This window comes from Peribacillus sp. RS7 (assembly GCF_041956845.1).
In the GTDB taxonomy this organism is placed as follows: Bacteria; Bacillota; Bacilli; order Bacillales; family DSM-1321; genus Peribacillus.
This window is the reverse complement of record NZ_CP168135.1, coordinates 377,383-396,808: the sequence shown is the minus strand read 5'-3', so window position 1 is coordinate 396,808 and position 19,426 is coordinate 377,383. Positions and strand designations below refer to the sequence as shown.

The following is a 19,426-nucleotide window of genomic DNA, read 5'->3' as shown; positions in this document are numbered from 1 at the left end:
AGTATTCAACATGATAGAGCTGAAAAAAGTTTCTTTATCATAATTGAAGGTGTTAATAATGGATAAAAATTGGACGACTATTGAAACTCTGCGTCAAACCAGGCATGACTGGCTGAATAAAATTCAAATCATCAAAGGGAATCTGGAGTTGAACAGAATTGATCGTGTCAAGGGAATCATTGATGAAATCATTGTTGAAACCCAGAATGAAGCACGCCTTTCCAGTTTGAATTTACCTAAGTTCACCGAGATGCTGTTGACGTCGAATTGGAATAATGGATCATTTTATTGCGAATATGAAATCATTGATGTTTTTGAAGGCTCTGCTGAGATGGACGTGCTGATGCATCGCTGGACGAACGATTTCTTTGAAATTCTGGATAAGAATCTGGACCCGTATTTTGAAAATATACTAGCTGTTTCTATGTGTGAAAAAGAAGTGAGTGATATGCACTGTTCATTTCATATGCAAGGGAAGTTCATTGATCAATCCGCAGTGATGGAGTTTTTGGGAAGTTCATTAACGGCAGAGCAGTCAATTGAAATTCTTGAATGTAATGAGGATGAAATATTTTTTAAGATGGATATTAACTTTTAGAGAAGTATACAGCAAGAAATGACTTGCAGAAAACAAGGAAGTGATAGCATGTTTGTCGATCAAACGAAAGTCTATATAAAAGGCGGAGACGGTGGTAACGGGATAGTTGCTTATCGTCGTGAGAAATTCATACCAAAAGGCGGACCTGCCGGCGGAGATGGCGGCAATGGAGCCAATGTCGTATTTGAAGTGGAAGAGGGCTTGCGTACGTTAATGGATTTCCGTTATCAACGTCACTTTAAGGCACCTCGCGGAGAACATGGCATGTCCAAAAACATGCATGGTGCGGCCGCAAAGGATATGGTCATCAAGGTTCCACCAGGCACGGTTGTCATTGATGAAAAGACGAAGGAAGTCATCGCTGATTTAGTTGAGCACGGGCAGCGCGCCATTATCGCTAAGGGCGGTCGCGGAGGCCGGGGGAATTCCCGTTTTGCTACACCAGCTAATCCTGCACCTGAAATCGCGGAGAACGGCGAACCGGGCCAAGAACGCGATATAATCATGGAATTGAAACTGTTGGCTGATGTCGGTTTGGTTGGTTTCCCAAGTGTAGGGAAATCCACTTTGCTTTCCGTCGTATCCGCAGCAAGACCTAAAATTGCCGAATACCATTTCACGACGATCGTCCCTAACCTCGGAATGGTGGAAACGGAAGATCACCGCAGCTTCGTCATGGCCGATTTACCGGGTCTGATTGAAGGTGCTTCAGAAGGAGTGGGCCTTGGACATCAATTCCTGCGTCATATTGAAAGAACGAGGGTAATCGTTCATGTAATCGATATGTCGGGTCTTGAAGGCAGGGATCCATATGAAGACTACCAAACAATCAATAAAGAGTTGGAAGAGTATAACCTGCGCTTGACTGAACGTCCGCAAATCATTGTGGCAAGTAAAATGGATATGCCGGACTCAGCAGATAATTTAGCGGCATTCAAAGAAAAGCTGGAAGAAGATTATCCTGTCTTCCCGATTTCTGCCGTAACGCGTGAAGGGATCCGTGAGCTTCTTTATGCAATTGCTGATAAAATCGAAGAAACGCCTGAGTTCCCTCTTGACCATGAAGAAGAGAATACTGGAATCCACCGGGTTCTTTATAAACATACATCACAGTCTGATGAATTTAATATTGAACGCGAATCCGATGGCAGCTTTGCCGTATCGGGATTCAAGATCGAGCGTTTATTCAAAATGACTGACTTCACCCGTGAAGAGTCCATACGTCGTTTCGCTAGACAGCTTCGTTCATTCGGAGTCGACGAAGGCCTTCGTCAAAGAGGTGCGACAAATGGCGATATCGTCCGTATCCTTGAATATGAATTTGAATTTGTTGATTGATTGGAGACCATGATGGCAGGCAAAAGGAGGCGTGCGGAGTTTGAATAAGTCCGATCAGAAATTTTTCCTCGTTCGAGAGGATGTCCTTCCCGAAGCGATGAAAAAAACGCTGGATGCAAAAGAAATGATTGAACGGGGAAAAGCAGAATCAGTTTGGGAAGCGGTACAGCGGGTGGACCTAAGCAGGAGTGCTTTTTACAAATACCGTGACACGGTTTTTCCGTTTCATACAGTTGTTAAGGAAAAGCTGATTACACTGTTCTTCTATCTCGAAGATCGTTCTGGTACTCTATCGGAGCTCTTACGGCTCGTCGCCTCATCCGGTTGCAACATCATGACTATCCACCAAACGATTCCCTTGCAGGGACGTGCCAATGTTACCCTATCCCTTAACACGGGTGGGATGACAATGGATATTAATGATCTGCTTACTAAACTGCGTAAAATGGAGTTCGTCGAAAAAGTCGAAATTATTGGTAACGGCGCATGAAAACAGCCTGTACATTATAAATGTACAGGCTGTTTTTATTTGTAAGAGGAAGATTTAACGATTAAGTATTGTAAAAAATCAGAAAATGGCATAACATAAACATTAGATTTTCCGTGAAAAGGAGTTTATAACATGACATCAAAAATTGCATTTCTTGGACCAAAAGCAACGTTCACGGATTTAGCTGTTTCGCGACTATTTCCTAATGATATTAAAATACCCATGAACACGATTCCAGACTGCCTTGATGCTGTCCGGGACGGGGAAGTGAATCACACGCTCGTACCGATCGAGAATGCTTTGGAGGGATCGGTAAATATAACGATGGATTACTTAGTCCATGAAGTCCCATTACCGATAAAAGGGGAAGTGACGATTCCCATCCAACAGCATTATATGGTGCATCCGGATCATGCATATCCTGGTTTCAAACCGGACATGGTTTATTCGCATTCCCATGCCATCGCTCAATGCCGTAAATTCCTACATAATGAACTTAGGGGTATTCCGTATGAGTATGTCACATCCACAGCAGCCGCTGCGAAGATGGTGATGGAGAATCCCGATATCAATATTGCAGCGATTGCAAATGATATGGCTGCAGCGGAGTATGGTTTGACGATCGTAAAACAAAATATTCATGATTACGAACATAATCACACCAAGTTTATTGTCGTATCCAACAGTGAAGTCGACTATGAAGGGCATTTGACCGTTGAAGGGAACAAGAAAACGACCCTGATGATTCAGCTGCCTGCCGATCATTCAGGTCAGCTGCACCAAGTCCTTTCCGCTTTTTCCTGGAGGAAGCTAAATCTTTCCAAGATAGAATCAAGACCCATGAAAACAGGATTGGGCAATTACTTTTTCATCATCGACATTGAAATGGGCCTTGACGATGTTCTCATTCCAGGAGCGATCTCTGAGCTCGAGGCCCTTGGGTGTACGGTTTCGATCATGGGAAGCTATACATGCTTTAAAGTCCAAAATGGTGTGCCGCAACGATGATTTCCCAGGAAGGTGGAAATTTTCCTTGGGTTCATAAAGTTGTCGTTTCCCCAAGTGATGAATGGTACAACCTCAGCTTTTTTTAACAATGTAAAAGGGAAATAATGAATAAGAAGGGTGTCCCGGAAGTATTTCCGGGGCATTTTTTTGTGAAGGTTTACGTTAAGGTTTGTATTTCCCTTCTGTACAAGTTCCTAAATTGGTTGGCTGTCATTTTATGAAAATATGGAAATAGGCAAGAAAGGAACAACGAAGGAATGAATTTAATTTTTTGGATTTTGAGGATGAGAAGTAAATAAACACCGTTCATGATGAACGCGTATTCAATAGGTAAATCCCGGTAGGCTCCCTGTGGAAATAGGCATATGAATACATACCTTGATGACTAATTCAGTGGATGTACCTTAAGAAAAATATCGATTCAGAGAGAGGGTGGTGGTCAGCAGAGATGGATAGTCAATTCAAAGAAACTTTCGGTTCTTGGACTCAAGCTATAGGAACTGTCATTTCAGCTGTTGCGGGTACGCCATCCAATGTCTTGGGCGAAGAATTTCGTGAAAAGTTGGATTTGATTGGAAATGAACTTCAAGCAACAGGAAATGCCATATTGGCGGACGCAGAAGAAACCTGGTCACTGAATAAATTCGGTAATGTAATACAGGCGATTGGGAATTCGACGGTTATCTTAGGATTAGTCATTGATTTCGATGAAATAACGAAGCAGGAATTGATTATTAAAGGTAATCTGATTCAAGCGTTAGGCGGGGGTACCGCTGTGGCGGGGGCATTCGAAAATCCGGATGAACCGGAGCAGGCCTTCAATGTTACGGGAAATTTGTTGCAGGCGATTGGGAATTCGATGCAAGCGATAGGTGGAATTGCTGAACTTAAAGATAGCTGTCAGGATAAAGACCAAAAAGAACAAGATAAAGATGCAGATAAAGAGCAGAACATGAAAAACTATCAATATCCATATTTGGAAGAGAAGCCTTCGGATGCTGAATTAATACAAGTGATGGGAGGCTGGATACAGGCGGTCGGTTCCATCATTAGTCTTATAGGGCAATTGAGAAGTAACAATGAAGAAAACTCCGAGGATGGCAGCACCAATGAAAACAATTCCAATGGTGGAGGGAGCATATGATCATACATGCACTTTGGAGCCAATAAAAAAAACCCTCAAAAGATCTGGCTTTTGAGGATTTGGATTTTTCGTTTATTCAATCGACCAAAATGCCGGCTTCCCTCAATGCACCCTCTGCTTCGTCAAGCAGTTCTTCGGATGAAGCGCTCAGTGTATGGAGATGAATGCCACTCGTTAGTTCCGATAAAAAAGATGCGTTCGTTTCCGTCACCCTAGAGAGAAATTGCTGGACTTCCTTACGGCTGCTGACCATGATGGAAGCAGTAAGGTCACCGTATACGGGGTGCTCGATTTTGACATCTTTCACCGTGATGCCGATATCCACGAGTAAATATAGCTCTTCTTGGGTCCGGGAAGGATCATGCTGGCAAGCAATGATCCTTTCCGGCTTTTGAGTGCTCCCCGATTGTAAGTACATATAGCCTTGGCTCGTGGCAATGATAGGTTCATTCCGCGCTTTCAGGAGAGTTATGTCACCAACGATAACCTGCCGGCTTACATTCGTTAATTGCGAAAGCTCGCTACCTGTTACTGGCTGCGCGCTCGTTTGCAATATATGTAAGAGTTTCGTCCGTCTTTCTTCCCCGAGTAATTTCTTTCTTTCCATAATCATTCACCTCTTTATTTACAAAACATTCTACCACAGAATGGAGGGTTTTATCGAATGCCAGCTATTCCTTCAATGCAGTCTGCCAACTTGTGAATGTCATCGGCCGTCGTATTTTTCCCAAAGGAAAAGCGGACGAATTGATGGGCTTCATCTTCGCTTTTCCCGATGGCCATCATGGTTTTTGAAGGATCCTGTTTACCGATTTGACAGGCGCTTCCAGTCGATACAGCGAATCCTTTCTGGTTTAATTCGAGCATGATGTACTGTCCTTGCAATCCAGCAAAGGTCAGCGCCAGAATGTGAGGCAATTGGTTTTTCGCTTCGATGATTTGGAAATCGACTTTCCTTACCGTGAGCTGCTCGATCAATTGCATCCTAAGCATGCAAATCCGTTTCCGTTCATCTTCCATGATATCCCCTAATTTCTTGGCAGCGGTTACGAAGGAAGCTATACCGGGAACGTCCACTGTCCCTGGGCGGAAACCATACTCATGAGTAATATTCGGTACCGGAGCCTTCAACTGATGGATGGCCGGGAAAAAGACGGCTCCAGTCCCTTTTGGACCATAAACTTTATGGCTGGAAACTGATAATCCATCACATAAGGCAGTTATCTTCCCAAGCGGCAATTTAGCAAATGATTGGACACAATCCACATGTAAAAAAGCCTGGTGTTTTCGAACGGCTTTACTTATTTGCTCAATGGGTTGAATGACCCCAATTTCTGAATTCACATGTTGGACAATGACCAAGCAAGTTTTCTCCGTCAGACATTCCTCCAGATGTTCAATATCAACGCTGCCATCTTCCAAATGCCGTAAATATGTAACATCGAAGCCTTCTTGTTCAAGCTTTGCGACAAAATTGGCAATGGATGCATGTTCAGTTCGACTAACGATCAAGTGGTTCTGCCAGGATGGTTTTGAAGCGATAAATGTACCTATGGCAAGCATATTGCTTTCTGATCCGCCGCTCGTAAAGATGATTCCTTCCTTTTTTATGTTCAGCATATCTGCGAGTTGCTGCCGTGACATATCCAATAAACGTGCCGCTTCAGAACCAATATCATGCAAACTGCTCGCATTCCCGAAAAACTTCCGGGATGCTTGGCTGAATACTTCGAGTGCCTCATCATCAATCGGCGTTGTAGCTGCGTAATCCAAATAAATCAAGAAATCACTTCCATCCTTTAATCTTAAAAAACTCTTGATAATAGTTTAATAATATGTAAATATAGTTGTCAAGACACCTGTCATAAACAGGAGGAATGAAATAATGGTAAAAGCGGAAATCATCGTGATAGGCAGCGGGATTGCTGCCTTGAAAACGGCATTGGAAGCAAGTGAACATAAGCATGTGATACTCATCACAAAATCAGATATCCGTGATAGTAATTCCTATTTGGCTCAAGGCGGGATTGCTGCTGCAATATCTGATCGTGACACAGTATCCTTTCATAAAGAAGATACGCTGACGGCTGGACAGCGATATAACAAGGTGAAGGTAGTGGAAAAACTCGTTGAAGAGGCCCCTTCGATCATAGCTGAACTTATTAGATCCGGTATGCAATTTGACCATGATCATGACGGCACTCTCATGCTTGGCATGGAGGGCGCCCACAGTGAAAGAAGAATCCTTCATAGTCACGGGGATGCTACCGGAAAGTATATCATGGAACATCTAATAGGGTGCTTGAAAAACTCATCGATCACTGTGATCGAGAATGTGGCTGCAGTTGAGTTGATCATCGGGGAAGATGATTCTTGCATAGGCATCAAAACTCTTGATAAGACAGGGGAGCTAGTAACCTATCATGCAGAACAAACGGTTTTGGCAACAGGCGGCTGTGGTTCCCTATACCATTTCACTTCAAATTCACAAACGGTTTCAGGGGATGGAATCGCACTTGCATTCAAGGCTGGGGCAAAAGTTCGTGACATGGAATTCATCCAGTTTCACCCGACACTGCTTTTTATAAATGGTAAAGCGGAAGGGCTGGTTTCAGAAGCTGTCCGCGGGGATGGTGCAAGATTAGTGACCGAAACGGGAACGCCGATCATGGATGATGTCCATAGCATGAAAGATTTAGCTCCAAGGCATATTGTGGCACAGACGATTTTTTCTTATTTACAGCGCGGTGAAAAGGTATTTTTGGATATTTCGATGATTAAGGATTTTAAAAACCGTTTTCCGACTGTTAGCTCATTATGTGAAAAAAGTGGGCTTGACCTTCAATTCGGGAAAATTCCTGTAGCACCTGGAAACCATTTTCTAATGGGGGGGATTGAAGTGGATGAATGGGGGCAAACCTCTGTACCCTCTTTGTATGCAGTTGGAGAAGTGGCATGCACAGGTGTACATGGGGCGAACCGGTTGGCAAGCAACTCCCTTCTCGAGGGGCTGGTTTTTGGCAATACGCTTGGTCAGCTGCTTGCTAACATGCCAGCAAGGTCGATACCGGAAGAAAAAGAGCTGTCCAAAAGTTCCTGTCAATTTTCCTTTTTACCTGATTTCACGACATTGCAGGAAAAATTAATGAGTGAAGCGGGAATCGTTCGAAATGAAGCGGGTTTAACGCGACTGAAGGATTATCTAGAGACATTTAATATCGAAGAATTGCTGCAAATGGAAGTAACTGCATTATCGATAAAAGAAATAACGAAAATCAATGCCATAATCGTGGCGTGGCTGATTGCCGAATCTGCATTGACCAGAACGGAAAGCAGGGGCGGTCATTTCCGCAGTGACTATCCAAGCGAAGATGACTCCCAATGGCTTGAAAATTCGGTTATCCTTGCTCGCACGGATGTGAAAAATCGAGTGAAAGGGAGACGACTATATGAATATATTGAAGCTTAAGCAGATGCTGCAACAATTTTTAATGGAAGATATAGGTGAATGTGATGTAACGAGTGATACGATTTTTGATCAAGGTGAACAAGGGACCTTGACATTCATCGCAAAAGAAGGAGGGGTCTTTAGTGGAGGTGACGTCATCAAGACGGGGTTTGCATTGTTGGATGAGCAAATCGAGGTTTTCCTTTTTGTTCAAGATGGCGAAGTTTTTACAGAAGGACAGCAGCTTGCAAAAATGACCGGCGATATGGCCTCTCTTTTAAAAGGGGAACGGGTGGTTTTGAATTTAGTGCAGCGTATGTCCGGCATTGCGACACAGGCTCATAAAGCTACCATGATTTTAGCGGGTACGAAGACGAGAGCTTGTGATACGAGGAAAACCACTCCGGGCCTGCGGATGCTTGAAAAATATGCGGTCCGTTCCGGCGGTGCATTCAATCATCGATATGGTCTGTATGATGCCGTGATGATAAAGGACAACCATATTTCTTTCGCTGGGTCCATAACGAAAGCGGTTCAAACGGTAAAATCCAAGCTGGGACATACCACTAAAGTGGAAGTGGAAACGGAAACAATCGAACAGGTGCTTGAAGCAGTGGAAGCCGGTGCCGATATCATCATGTTCGATAACCGGAGCCCCGAAGAAATTAAGCAAATGGTCAAATTGGTTCCTGCCCACATCACAACTGAAGCTTCCGGAGGAATCCATTTAGGCAATCTAGCTTCATATCGGGAAACTGGGGTTGATTATATATCGTTGGGAAGCCTGACACACAGTGTCAAGGCACTTGATATTAGCGCAAAGGTCAAAGAACGTGAGGGGATAATGAAATGAACATATTGGAGATGGCTAGCACAGCAGGAAATGTATTGCCTGAAAAGTATAAAACGATGAAAAAGGAAGATATGGAGAATCGGGTCCATGACATTAAGAAACGGTTGGGGAACCGTCTTTATATCCCAGGTCATCATTATCAACGGGAGGAAGTCATTCGATTTTCGGATGTAACGGGAGATTCACTTCAATTGGCCCAACTTTCCGCGCAAAATCGCGAAGCGGATTATATCGTGTTTTGTGGCGTGCATTTCATGGCTGAAACAGCAGATATTTTGACAGAGGAAAGGCAGACCGTTATCCTTCCTGACATGCGTGCAGGCTGTTCCATGGCAGATATGGCGGATATTGAACAAACGGAACGGGCCTGGACAAAGCTTCAGGATTTATTTGGCGATACGATCCTTCCGCTAACTTATGTTAATTCGACTGCGGCCATCAAAGCATTTGTAGGAAAAAATGGCGGAGCGACGGTGACTTCTTCAAATGCACAAGGGATGGTCTCGTGGGCCCTCTCGCAAAAAGAACGGATCCTTTTTCTTCCCGATCAGCATCTTGGGAGGAATACAGCCTTTGACCTTGGCATTCCTTTGAATGAAATGGCTGTCTGGGATCCTCATAAAGACGAATTGATTTATGAAGGGGAACTCGAAGATCTGAAGGTACTTCTTTGGAAAGGTCATTGTTCGGTGCATGAAAATTTCACTACGGCCAATATTGAAACGCTTCGGACGGAGCAGCCCGAAATGAATATCATCGTCCATCCCGAATGTCGCCGTGAGGTAGTCGCCGAGTCAGATTATGCGGGTTCGACATCGTACATCATAAATATGATCGAAAAGGCTGAACCAGGTAGTTCTTGGGCAATCGGCACGGAAATGAACCTTGTCAAACGACTTATCGCCAATAATCCTGACAAGAACATCATCTCGTTAAATCCGAATATGTGTCCATGTCTTACGATGAACCGGATTGACCTGCCACATCTGCTTTGGGCGCTTGAATCAATTGAAGAAGGTATAATCATTAATCCGATAAAAGTGGAGAAGAGAATTACGGATAATGCCATCCTAGCTTTAAACAGAATGCTGGAACGCGTTTGAGTTAGTCTTATTAATGTTATGGACCCAAGAAAAAAGAGGGGGCAGGAGCCACATTGAGTTTGTCGACCTAATGGGGAATGGAATGGTCTCATCCCCAATCCCTTTCACGATTTTATCAAGGGAGTTATTGCCATGATTTTAAAATAAGACCTAGTTATCCTCATGTATTTTTACTGTTTTATATAACTGAAAACTCACTGGATTTTGAAAGCAACTGCCATTTATAAAAAAAAACTGCAAGCAAACTCGCTTTTCTTCGAATTTGTCTACAGTCTGAAAGGAGGGGGCCAAGACCCCCTATTTCTTATGTAATCGAAACATGTAAGAACTTTTAAAGATTACTCGCTTTAAAAGTATTGCCTTCATTCATATCACCGGATTTAAATCCTTTATTGAACCACCGTTTCCTCTGTTCGGAGGTACCGTGCGTAAAGCTGTCTGGAACCACGTACCCTTGTGCCTTTTTTTGGATACGGTCATCTCCCACACCACTTGCTGCATTCATGGCCTCCTCAAGATCGCCTTCTTCAAGCAAATTCTCTCCCTGGACATGATGTGCCCAAACTCCAGCCAAATAATCGGCCTGTAATTCTAGGCGGACAGAATACTTATTATATTCGGTCTCGCTGACCTTTGAACGATCGGGCATTGCCTTTTCCGTTGTCCCTAAAAGTGTCTGAACGTGATGTCCGACTTCGTGGGCAATGACATAGGCCATGGCGAAATCCCCGGGTGCCTGGAATTCTTGCTTCAACTCTTGATAAAAGCTGAGATCTATATATAGTTTCATGTCACCTGGACAATAAAATGGCCCAACGGATGAACCTGCCAACCCGCATGCCGATTCAACACTTCCTGAGTATAGGACAAGTTTCGGTTCCTTATACTCCAAGCCATTTTTACGGAATTCATCTGTCCAGACCTGCTCTGTATCTGCAAGGACGACAGATACGAACTGCGCAAGTTCCTTCTCTTCATCGGTTTCCACATAATTACTGCCGTTTTCCGAATCAGTGGAGTTCAAGCTGCCTAGCAATTCGCTGGGATTACCGCCAAGGAGCGTCACGATCAAGATGATTACCAATCCAACCCCTCCACCGATCCCAGCCATACCCTTGCCGCTCATGCCTCTTTTGTCCTCGACATTCGAGCTGCCTTGCCTTCCTTTCCATTTCATTATTATTCCTCCCAGAATGTAAGATAAGTGCCTGAAGACAAAGCCTTAGGTCATTTACTTTCTTATACCCGGATTTCCATGAGTTTAGACAGGAGCTGGAAAGAAGTGTTTCATTCATCATGGCTTCCTAACCTAAAAAACCACTGTCTCCTTTTCTTGGGAAGTATGCAATGGTTCATTTTTAATTATATATTCTTACTCGATTAATAAACCAGAATGGGGTCCAAAGTGGTGGTTCTGAGATGTCATATCGAATATTTCCTCTCCAAAATAACACCTTTCATGTCCATAAATCATTGATCCAATCATAAAAGCCCTTTTTCAAGCATAAGTTTTCATGATAAAAATAATAGCAATTCACCCACTGCATCATAGAATATATGGACATATGCACAGGAGGGGTTAACAGCGTGAAAATTCATATAGTCCAAAAAGGCGATACACTTTGGAAACTCGCCAAAAAATACGGCGTCAGTTTTGAAGAACTTAAAAAAGTTAACGCGCAATTGAGCAACCCGGACATGATGATGCCCGGAATGAAAATTAAAATACCAGGGACATCCGGAGCTGTAATAAAAGAAACGGCTACACCAAACGTGAATATTCAACCGGGAATGAAAGAATCCCAAGTTCAACCTTATCAGGTTCAGCCTGCACTTATGAAAGAGCAGCCAATCATGCAAAAACAGCCGGTCAAAGAACAGCCGGTCAAAGAGCAGCCGAAATTTCAGCAGCCAGTAAAAGAGCAGCCGAAATTTCAGCAGCCAGTGAAAGAGCAGCCGAAATTTCAGCAGCCAGTGAAAGAGCAGCCGAAATTTCAACAGCCAGTTAAGAAAGAGCAGCCGAAATTTCAACAGCCAGTTAAGAAAGAACAGCAAATCGTTCAGCCAAAGCCAATAAAAGAAAAGGAAATGATCGTTCCAAAAGAAGTACCGGTACCCATGCCGGTGATTCCGGAAGTTGATATCAATAATTATTATATGGTCAACATGACCAATATGAGTGTGCAAAAGCCTCCTGCACCGCCACCTTTACCAAAGAAAAAGGAAGAGCCGGCAGTCACTAAAAAGAAGAAGAAAAAGCCAGCTGTTCAGCCAGTTCAGGAAGAGCCAGTGGATGATTGTATTCCAGTAACGCCAATCATGCCTGGAAGCGGTTATTGTATTCAGCCGCCACCATGGGCGCATATGCACATGCAAGGTATGCAAGCCCCATATCAAGACGCTCAAGGGTATCAGGCGGCTCAGGAAACACAAGGTTATCACATGATGGAAGAAAGCTCTGATATTTGGGATGAGTCTCCTGACATGCAAATGATGGGTCAAGGATTCGTTCAAGGGGCAAGTATGAATCCACCAAGCCAGCAACATTATCCATATCAAGCCTCAGCACCCGTTCCGCACCATTTTTATGGGGGGATGAATCAACAGGCTCAAGTTGCAGGTTCATATATGGAACAAGATTATGAGTCACCAGCAGAATCGCCATCTTCAAACAATCACAATAACTACCCTCAGCAGTATGCCCAGACTGCCGATGAAGAAGATTGCGGTTGTAATAAGGGGCTACTTGGAACCTACGGGCCGGAAGTGAAGGGGCAGTTTCAAGCAAACAAAAAAATGGATTCCAATCCAAAACATCATCCAGATTATCACCAATATCAATCCGTACAATCACAGCAGCAACATCAAGGGCAATATCAATATGATACAGAGTCAGTAGAATCGCCTCAAGCGCAACCATATGAAGGGTTCATGATGATGGGCGGTCAAAATGGAGGCCAGCCGGGCATGATGATGGGTGGTCAAAACGGAGGCCCTCCAGGTATGATGATGGGTGGTCAAAACGGAGGCCCTCCAGGTATGATGATGGGTGGTCAAAACGGAGGTCCTCCAGGTATGATGATGGGCGGTCAAAATGGAGGCCCTCCAGGTATGATGATGGGTGGTCAAAACGGAGGCCCTCCAGGTATGATGATGGGCGATCAAAATGGAGGCCAGCCGGGCATGATGATGGGCGGTCAAAATGGAGGCCAGCCGGGCATGATGATGGGCGGTCAAAACGGAGGCCAGCCGGGCATGATGATGGGTGGCCAAAACGGAGGTCCTCCAGGCATGATGATGGGCGGCCAAAATGGAGGTCAACCGGACATGATGGGCGGTCAAAACGGAGGCCCTCCAGGCATGATGATGGGCGGCCAAAATGGAGGTCAACCGGACGTGATGGGCGGTCAAAACGGAGGCCCTCCAGGCATGATGATGGGCGGTCAAAATGGTGGCCCTCCAGGCATGATGATGGGCGGCCAAAACGGAGGTCCTCCAGGCATGATGATGGGCGGCCAAAACGGAGGCCCTCCAGGCATGATGATGGGCGGTCAAAATGGAGGCCCTCCAGGCATGATGATGGGCGGTCAAAATGGAGGTCAACCGGGTATGATGAATGGCGGCCAAAATGGAGGTCAACCGGACATGATGGGCGGTCAAAACGGAGGTCCTCCAGGCATGATGATGGGCGGTCAAAATGGAGGCCCTCCAGGCATGATGATGGGCGGTCAAAATGGAGGCCCTCCAGGCATGATGATTGGCGGCCAAAACGGAGGTCCTCCAGGCATGATGATGGGCGGTCAAAATGGAGGCCAACCGGGTATGATGATGGGTGGCCAAAATGGAGGTCCTCCAGACATAAAGGAGAGTCAAATAGGAGGTCTACCAGGCATGATGGGTGGTCAAAACGGAAGTCGGCCGTGGATGATGGGCAGTCAAAACGGAAGTCAGCGAAGCATGATGCCGGGACAGTTTGGCGGTCACCCGGAAGCTATGTTACCTGGACAAATGGGAGGCCAGCCAGGCCAATTCGGGGGCGTTCGTGCGCCTGAAACATTTGGGATACCGACATATGTAGATGAAAGCGATGACTACTAATTATCAAGGAGACAGTGTTTTTAACACTCGTCTCCTCTCTTATTTAAATCGTAAGCCAAAGAATGTCCAACATCTTCAAAGTAGTGTCTATTTAATAACTTTTGATAAGGGCCACCCAATAATCCTTAAAGGATTCGACAGTTTTGAAAAATGGGATCGGCAAAGAGAATTGACTACTTTGTTAAAACAAAAGGGATTCCATCAAACTTATTATATTCATCAGAATTTAATGCCCTTTCAATTTAATGGGAAATGGTATGGCAGCATGGACTATTTTCAGCCGAATAAGAAAAAATTTCGATTTTCCAATCATAAAGACCGATTGGAGGGGATTCAGTTACTGGAAAGCTTCCATGATGTGTCGGAACACCTCTCCATTAACGCACCTGTTTTCAATCAATTAAAAAAATGGAAAGAGCGTTTATCACTATTTAAAAAGAACTTTTCTTATGTTCGCCAATATGTTTCCGAAGATACAATCAAAGAATGGATTAGATGGGGTGAGTGGGCACTAGAGGGTTTTGAAAAAAATCAATCTTTATGGAATGAAGAAAAGAAAGTCATCATCCATGGTGATTGTGCCCACCATAATTTCTTGAGGAGAGCAGACGGCACATTGACCTTAATCGATTTTGACCTAATGGCAAGTGCTCCAAGGTGCATTGATTATTTACAGTATGCGAATCGAATTTCGCATCATTTGGAAGATGCAGCCACTACGCTGTGGGAAGTGCCGCAATTGCAAAGGTATCAGTCAGACCTGGCCTTTTTATATGCTTTAACTTATCCAACGGATATTTTCCGTGAATGGAATCGCCTTAATAAAAGTTCTTCCCAGCTTCATTCGGTCTGGAAAATGACTGTGGAAGGTTTTTCGGAGCGGATGCAGATGAATGAAAAATTGGAGAAAAAGATTTCTTCCCTAAATAGGAAATAAAACGGGCTTTTGGCCGTAACTTACAGAGTACATTTCCCGTTCGACACCCATGCTAATTATGAGCGGAATATAGCTCATTCTATCGCAATGGGAGGGTTATTGGTGCAGAAAATAAAATGGGCACTGCCGCTTTACACGGTATTAGCCGCCGTCAGTTTGGTTGGATGTGCTAATAATGATACAGCGGAGAACGAAAATATCACGAATGATACAGGGTACCATTCAACTGAAAAAGATGTATTGGTACGAAACATCAATTATCGGAATATGGCCCAAGGTCTATACGATAAAGATGATGCATACAGTGAACGTGACCGTAATTACCATGGCCATGAAAGTAAACCGCTTAGGGCACGATCATCTTATTATAATTCTTATGAAGGCACTTTAGCTGACAAAGTTAATGGGGTCGCCAATGAAGTGGGGTCGGTCGCCGATGCCAGGACAATCATCATGAAAGACGAAATGCTGGTTGCCTTGCTGCTTGACGACTACAGTCAAGCAAAAGGTGTCAAAGAAAGGATCAAGAAGGAAATCGGCCCCCTTTCTAATGGCCGGACCATACATGTCACCACCGATGAAGGTGTCTATTTCAGGACGATGACACTTGATAACAATCTTCGTGATGGCGATACGAGGGAAATGATCATTCAGGATGCCAATGACATGTTCGATAACCTTAACATTCACGAAGACCACTTAAAGTAATTCGTGAGCTGACCCGATTAGGAGTCAGCTCTTTTTGATTTTTTTCTGGTTAATAATCCTTATTTGGGGTCAAACTATTTAAAAAGTAAACGCCTTAAGAGGTGAGTAAATTGACTAATCAACTAAGAATCCAATTTTTCATGATCCTATTCATATTGCCATTTTGCTTAACCGTTTTTGCTGAAGAACCAGTTCAAAAGGAAAATGAACCAATTGAAAGGAAGGTCATCCTTCAGCGTATGTATCTGGATGGCGAGTTAAGTGAGGAGAAATTGACAGAAAAAATTTGGTCGATGGAAGACTTTTGGTCAAAATATCAAGGATGGAAAGTAGTCGATCAAAATGAAGAGCAGATTGTCCTTAAGAAAATAGAAAATGACATATCTCCGCTTTTAAAAGCGAATGGATACCTTGGGATGAGGGAAGATGGTACGTTATCCATTTTTATAGGAAGGCCGGAGCACGCCAAAATCATTCATACTTTCTACCAAATAGACGTTGGTAAACTTGAAGTATACAAGCAGGAGGAACTGCAAAAAGGGATACCGATCATGAATAAAGACCAATATAAACAGCTCATTAAAGAATATGAGCCATATTCGGTAAATTAGGATGGGATGACACCCATCCTCTTTTGTTTTTCAACAGAATACCATAAACGTCAAATGCAATGAAACGTGATATCGTCCATCGGAAAAGTCTTTGCCGATTACTAAATAACTTTTAATGAACAACGCTCCCTTTTTATGATAAAATGAGAGGTACAGCAAAATCAGGGAGAGAATTAATTTGTATGATTATATAAAAGGCAAGGTCGATTATATTGGACCTGAATACATAGTTGTGGAAAATGGGGGGATCGGATATCAAGTGATGACACCGAATCCTTTTATTTTTTCCGCTCAATACCAGAAAGAGATCCAAGTTTTTTTGTATCATTATGTGCGTGAGGATATGGCTGCATTTTACGGTTTCCAGACTCGTCAAGAAAAGGCCTTATTCACAAAACTATTGAATGTAACCGGAATCGGGCCGAAGGGTGCACTAGCCATATTAGCATCAGGACAGGTTGATCAGGTAGTGCAGGCAATCGAAAATGAAGATGAGTCGTTCTTGGTGAAATTCCCGGGAGTCGGTAAGAAAACGGCACGGCAAATGATTCTCGATCTAAAAGGAAAACTTGAGAACATTATTCCGGATGCTTTTCCAAGCTTGTTTAACGAAGGCGTCACGGCTGCACTCAGTCCAAATGGTTATTCGGAGGAATTGGATGAAGCCATTCTTGCCTTGAAGGCTCTTGGTTATTCTGAAAAGGAAATCCAAAAGGTTGCTAAGAAATTGCAGACGGAAGATATGACGACCGAGCAATATATTAAGAAAGCATTGCAAATGATGTTAAGATAAGGAGTGGCGCAATGGAGGAGAGAATATTCAATCAGGAAGCCGATTTGAACGAACTATCCTTTGAACAAAGCCTGCGGCCCCAAAACTTAAAGCAATATATTGGACAGGATAAAGTTAAAGCGAATTTGAGTGTATACATTGAAGCGGCAAGGATGCGTGAAGAAACGCTCGATCATGTACTATTATATGGACCACCCGGTCTTGGAAAGACGACGCTTGCCGTCATCATCGCCAATGAAATGGGTGTCAATATCCGCACGACTTCCGGTCCCGCCATTGAGCGGCCGGGGGATCTGGCGGCCATTTTGAGTGCACTTGAACCTGGTGATGTATTATTCATTGATGAGATTCACCGTCTTCCTCGTGTTGTCGAAGAAGTGCTATATCCGGCTATGGAAGACTTCTGTCTGGATATTGTAGTCGGTAAGGGACCGGAAGCCCGTTCGATCAGAATCGACTTGCCGCCGTTCACCCTCGTGGGGGCCACGACACGTGCAGGCTCACTGTCTGCACCGCTCAGGGACCGTTTTGGCGTTTTGAGCCGTCTTGAATATTATACGGAAAACCATTTGACTGATATCATCATCCGTACATCAAGAATCATGGATACGGAAATGGATGATCAAGCAGCTAGCGAACTTGCTAGAAGGTCAAGGGGCACCCCGAGAATTGCTAATCGGCTATTACGGAGGGTCAGGGATTTCGCCCAGGTACGCGGTGATGGTACGATAACGGCCGAGCTTGCCGATTATGCGCTTGAATTAATGCAGGTCGACCGTTTAGGACTCGATCATATTGACCATAAATTACTTAAAGGGATCATTGAAAAATTCCGTGGTGGACCCGTGGGTCTGGAAACGATTGCTGCAACGATTGGCGAAGAGGCACATACGATCGAAGATGTGTATGAACCATATCTGTTACAAGTCGGTTTTCTTCAGCGTACCCCTAGAGGCCGGATGGCAACACAGCTGGTTTATGAGCATTTCGGTATGGAGATGCCCGAATGATGAATATACCAAAAATGGTTATGATGCTTGGTGTGATTATATTCGTGTTTGGTTTTGCGATGAAATACATTCATCTCGGCAAGCTGCCGGGAGATATTTTGCTGAAAAAGGGGAATACGACGTTTTACTTTCCTATCGTCACATCAATCATCGTCAGTGTTGTGTTGTCCGCCATTTTTTATTTGATCGGCCGTTTTAAATAAATATTACAGCTTGAAAGACAGGTTAGGAAGTGGAACAGATGAAATTGGATATGTTTGATTTTCATTTACCGGAGGAATTGATTGCCCAAGTTCCTTTGGAGGATAGGGAAGCAAGTAGATTGATGGTGTTGGATAAAGGAACCGGTAAGCTCCAGCATGATGTATTCAGCCATATCACGGAATATATCAAGCCGGGAGATTGCTTGGTTTTGAATGATACGAAGGTGCTACCTGCCCGACTGTACGGCAGTAAGGAAGAAACAGGTGCAAAAATCGAGGTATTGCTGCTTAAGCAAGAGCATGATGATGTATGGGAAACGCTTGTGAAGCCAGCCAAACGGATTAGAGAAGGCTCGACAATCATTTTTGGCGATGGTAAGCTGAGTGCCGTCTGTACAGGTGTACTTGAGCATGGAGGCCGAATCCTTGAATTTAAATATGAAGGCATATTTTATGAAATACTAGAGAAGCTTGGCGAAATGCCATTACCTCCATATATCAAGGAACAACTCGACGATCAGGACCGTTATCAAACGGTATATGCACGTGAACGGGGATCTGCAGCGGCACCAACCGCAGGCCTGCATTTTACGGAGGATTTGCTCGAGAAACTTAAAGGGATGGGTGTCCACATCGCTTTCATCACGCTTCATGTAGGGCTTGGTACGTTCCGTCCAGTCAGTGTCGACGATATTGACAGCCACGAAATGCATTCAGAGTTTTATCAAATGACGGAAGGCACAGCCAGGTTACTGAATGATGTGAAAGAAAAAGGCGGGAAAATCATCACGGTCGGCACAACGTCCACAAGGACATTGGAAACGATTGCTTCCCGTAATGATGGGGTGTTCAAGGAAGAGAATGGCTGGACGAGCATCTTCATCTATCCTGGATATGAGTTCAAAGGGATCGATGCGATGATAACGAACTTCCATTTACCGAAATCGACTTTAATCATGCTTATTTCTGCACTTGCAGGCAGGGAGCATGTCCTTCATGCCTACGAAACGGCCGTGGAAGAAAAATACAGGTTCTTTAGTTTTGGAGATGCAATGTTAATTAAGTAATATAAGAGTGAGAAGCT

At 44.0% G+C, this 19,426-nt stretch carries 20 protein-coding genes; 16 read left to right on the top strand and 4 right to left on the bottom strand.

The features are described from left to right. Positions 1–58 precede the first annotated feature (58 nt). The 5 genes from ACDZ29_RS02090 (at position 59) to ACDZ29_RS02070 (ending at position 4,578) form a co-directional block, all read left to right on the top strand. A complete protein-coding gene (locus tag ACDZ29_RS02090; protein WP_375089695.1) occupies positions 59–598 on the top strand; it encodes a Spo0B domain-containing protein in 540 nt (179 codons plus the stop codon). Positions 599–646: 48 nt separating this feature from the next. After that, a complete protein-coding gene (obgE, locus tag ACDZ29_RS02085; RefSeq protein ID WP_289325910.1) occupies positions 647–1,936 on the top strand; it encodes a GTPase ObgE in 1,290 nt (429 codons plus the stop codon). 97 nt (positions 1,937–2,033) lie between these two features. Then, positions 2,034–2,426: an ACT domain-containing protein gene (locus ACDZ29_RS02080; RefSeq protein ID WP_235566068.1), complete on the top strand. Its 393-nt coding sequence runs from the start codon at positions 2,034–2,036 to the stop codon at positions 2,424–2,426. Between the two features lie 132 nt (positions 2,427–2,558). Next, the gene (pheA, locus tag ACDZ29_RS02075) at positions 2,559–3,434 is read left to right on the top strand and encodes a prephenate dehydratase (protein WP_289315488.1); all 876 of its coding nucleotides are present in this window, start codon (positions 2,559–2,561) and stop codon (positions 3,432–3,434) included. Positions 3,435–3,882: 448 nt separating this feature from the next. Beyond that, entirely contained in the window at positions 3,883–4,578 is a 696-nt protein-coding gene (locus tag ACDZ29_RS02070; protein ID WP_370015975.1) for a DUF6944 family repetitive protein, read from the top strand. A 76-nt stretch (positions 4,579–4,654) separates the two neighbouring features. Here the strand turns inward: ACDZ29_RS02070 and ACDZ29_RS02065 are convergent, their stop codons facing one another. From ACDZ29_RS02065 to ACDZ29_RS02055, 3 genes are read right to left on the bottom strand one after another with little or no spacing between them, the layout of a single operon-like run. After that, positions 4,655–5,131, bottom strand: a complete 477-nt coding sequence (locus ACDZ29_RS02065; protein WP_370015974.1) for a transcription repressor NadR — start codon at positions 5,129–5,131, stop codon at positions 4,655–4,657. Continuing rightward, positions 5,100–5,195 (bottom strand): hypothetical protein, encoded by a 96-nt coding sequence (locus ACDZ29_RS02060; protein WP_370017086.1) that lies wholly within the window; start codon positions 5,193–5,195, stop codon positions 5,100–5,102. The genes ACDZ29_RS02065 and ACDZ29_RS02060 overlap by 32 nt, the downstream gene beginning before the upstream one ends. Positions 5,196–5,235: 40 nt before the next feature. Beyond that, entirely contained in the window at positions 5,236–6,360 is a 1,125-nt protein-coding gene (locus ACDZ29_RS02055) for an IscS subfamily cysteine desulfurase (protein ID WP_375089693.1), read from the bottom strand. 103 nt (positions 6,361–6,463) lie between these two features. Here ACDZ29_RS02055 and nadB point away from each other — a divergent pair, with 103 nt between their 5' ends. The 3 genes from nadB to nadA are packed head-to-tail and all read left to right on the top strand — an operon-like array spanning position 6,464 to position 9,982. Next, a complete protein-coding gene (nadB, locus tag ACDZ29_RS02050) occupies positions 6,464–8,047 on the top strand; it encodes an L-aspartate oxidase (protein ID WP_375089692.1) in 1,584 nt (527 codons plus the stop codon). Next, positions 8,028–8,879 carry a carboxylating nicotinate-nucleotide diphosphorylase gene (nadC, locus tag ACDZ29_RS02045; RefSeq protein ID WP_375089690.1) on the top strand — a complete coding sequence of 284 codons (852 nt, stop codon included), beginning with the start codon at positions 8,028–8,030 and terminating at the stop codon, positions 8,877–8,879. Before nadB ends, nadC begins: the two co-directional genes overlap by 20 nt. After that, positions 8,876–9,982 (top strand): quinolinate synthase NadA, encoded by a 1,107-nt coding sequence (gene nadA, locus ACDZ29_RS02040; protein ID WP_375089689.1) that lies wholly within the window; start codon positions 8,876–8,878, stop codon positions 9,980–9,982. Before nadC ends, nadA begins: the two co-directional genes overlap by 4 nt. A gap of 331 nt (positions 9,983–10,313) precedes the next feature. Here the strand turns inward: nadA and ACDZ29_RS02035 are convergent, their stop codons facing one another. Further along, positions 10,314–11,159: a neutral zinc metallopeptidase gene (locus ACDZ29_RS02035; RefSeq protein WP_370015969.1), complete on the bottom strand. Its 846-nt coding sequence runs from the start codon at positions 11,157–11,159 to the stop codon at positions 10,314–10,316. Between the two features lie 410 nt (positions 11,160–11,569). On the opposite strand from ACDZ29_RS02035, the gene safA reads away from it, so the two are divergent. From safA to queA, 8 genes are all read left to right on the top strand, one after another. Next, positions 11,570–14,080: a SafA/ExsA family spore coat assembly protein gene (safA, locus tag ACDZ29_RS02030; protein ID WP_375089687.1), complete on the top strand. Its 2,511-nt coding sequence runs from the start codon at positions 11,570–11,572 to the stop codon at positions 14,078–14,080. Beyond that, positions 14,070–15,017, top strand: a complete 948-nt coding sequence (locus ACDZ29_RS02025; protein WP_375089686.1) for a phosphotransferase — start codon at positions 14,070–14,072, stop codon at positions 15,015–15,017. The genes safA and ACDZ29_RS02025 overlap by 11 nt, the downstream gene beginning before the upstream one ends. A gap of 102 nt (positions 15,018–15,119) precedes the next feature. Further along, positions 15,120–15,725 (top strand): YhcN/YlaJ family sporulation lipoprotein, encoded by a 606-nt coding sequence (locus ACDZ29_RS02020; RefSeq protein WP_375089685.1) that lies wholly within the window; start codon positions 15,120–15,122, stop codon positions 15,723–15,725. A gap of 101 nt (positions 15,726–15,826) precedes the next feature. Beyond that, a complete protein-coding gene (locus ACDZ29_RS02015) occupies positions 15,827–16,336 on the top strand; it encodes an intercompartmental signaling factor BofC (RefSeq protein WP_289315498.1) in 510 nt (169 codons plus the stop codon). 178 nt (positions 16,337–16,514) lie between these two features. Next, a complete protein-coding gene (ruvA, locus tag ACDZ29_RS02010) occupies positions 16,515–17,129 on the top strand; it encodes a Holliday junction branch migration protein RuvA (RefSeq protein WP_289325897.1) in 615 nt (204 codons plus the stop codon). 11 nt (positions 17,130–17,140) lie between these two features. After that, positions 17,141–18,139 (top strand): Holliday junction branch migration DNA helicase RuvB, encoded by a 999-nt coding sequence (gene ruvB, locus ACDZ29_RS02005; protein WP_289315500.1) that lies wholly within the window; start codon positions 17,141–17,143, stop codon positions 18,137–18,139. Continuing rightward, positions 18,136–18,342, top strand: coding sequence for a DUF2905 domain-containing protein (locus ACDZ29_RS02000; RefSeq protein WP_375089683.1), 207 nt, complete (start codon positions 18,136–18,138; stop codon positions 18,340–18,342). The genes ruvB and ACDZ29_RS02000 overlap by 4 nt, the downstream gene beginning before the upstream one ends. Positions 18,343–18,380: 38 nt before the next feature. Beyond that, on the top strand, positions 18,381–19,409 hold the full coding sequence (queA, locus tag ACDZ29_RS01995) for a tRNA preQ1(34) S-adenosylmethionine ribosyltransferase-isomerase QueA (RefSeq protein WP_289315502.1): 1,029 nt from the start codon (positions 18,381–18,383) through the stop codon (positions 19,407–19,409). Positions 19,410–19,426 lie beyond the last annotated feature (17 nt).

Excerpts from the sequence above, each read along its gene's own strand:
- ACDZ29_RS02090 (WP_375089695.1), top strand. The coding sequence starts at position 59 with ATGGATAAAAATTGGACGACTATTGAAACTCTGCGTCAAACCAGGCAT.
- obgE (WP_289325910.1), top strand. The coding sequence starts at position 647 with ATGTTTGTCGATCAAACGAAAGTCTATATAAAAGGCGGAGACGGTGGT.
- ACDZ29_RS02080 (WP_235566068.1), top strand. The coding sequence starts at position 2,034 with ATGAAAAAAACGCTGGATGCAAAAGAAATGATTGAACGGGGAAAAGCA.
- pheA (WP_289315488.1), top strand. The coding sequence starts at position 2,559 with ATGACATCAAAAATTGCATTTCTTGGACCAAAAGCAACGTTCACGGAT.
- ACDZ29_RS02070 (WP_370015975.1), top strand. The coding sequence starts at position 3,883 with ATGGATAGTCAATTCAAAGAAACTTTCGGTTCTTGGACTCAAGCTATA.
- nadB (WP_375089692.1), top strand. The coding sequence starts at position 6,464 with ATGGTAAAAGCGGAAATCATCGTGATAGGCAGCGGGATTGCTGCCTTG.
- nadC (WP_375089690.1), top strand. The coding sequence starts at position 8,028 with ATGAATATATTGAAGCTTAAGCAGATGCTGCAACAATTTTTAATGGAA.
- nadA (WP_375089689.1), top strand. The coding sequence starts at position 8,876 with ATGAACATATTGGAGATGGCTAGCACAGCAGGAAATGTATTGCCTGAA.
- ACDZ29_RS02035 (WP_370015969.1), bottom strand. The coding sequence starts at position 11,159 with ATGAAATGGAAAGGAAGGCAAGGCAGCTCGAATGTCGAGGACAAAAGA.
- ACDZ29_RS02025 (WP_375089686.1), top strand. The coding sequence starts at position 14,070 with ATGACTACTAATTATCAAGGAGACAGTGTTTTTAACACTCGTCTCCTC.
- ruvB (WP_289315500.1), top strand. The coding sequence starts at position 17,141 with ATGGAGGAGAGAATATTCAATCAGGAAGCCGATTTGAACGAACTATCC.
- ACDZ29_RS02000 (WP_375089683.1), top strand. The coding sequence starts at position 18,136 with ATGATGAATATACCAAAAATGGTTATGATGCTTGGTGTGATTATATTC.
- queA (WP_289315502.1), top strand. The coding sequence starts at position 18,381 with ATGAAATTGGATATGTTTGATTTTCATTTACCGGAGGAATTGATTGCC.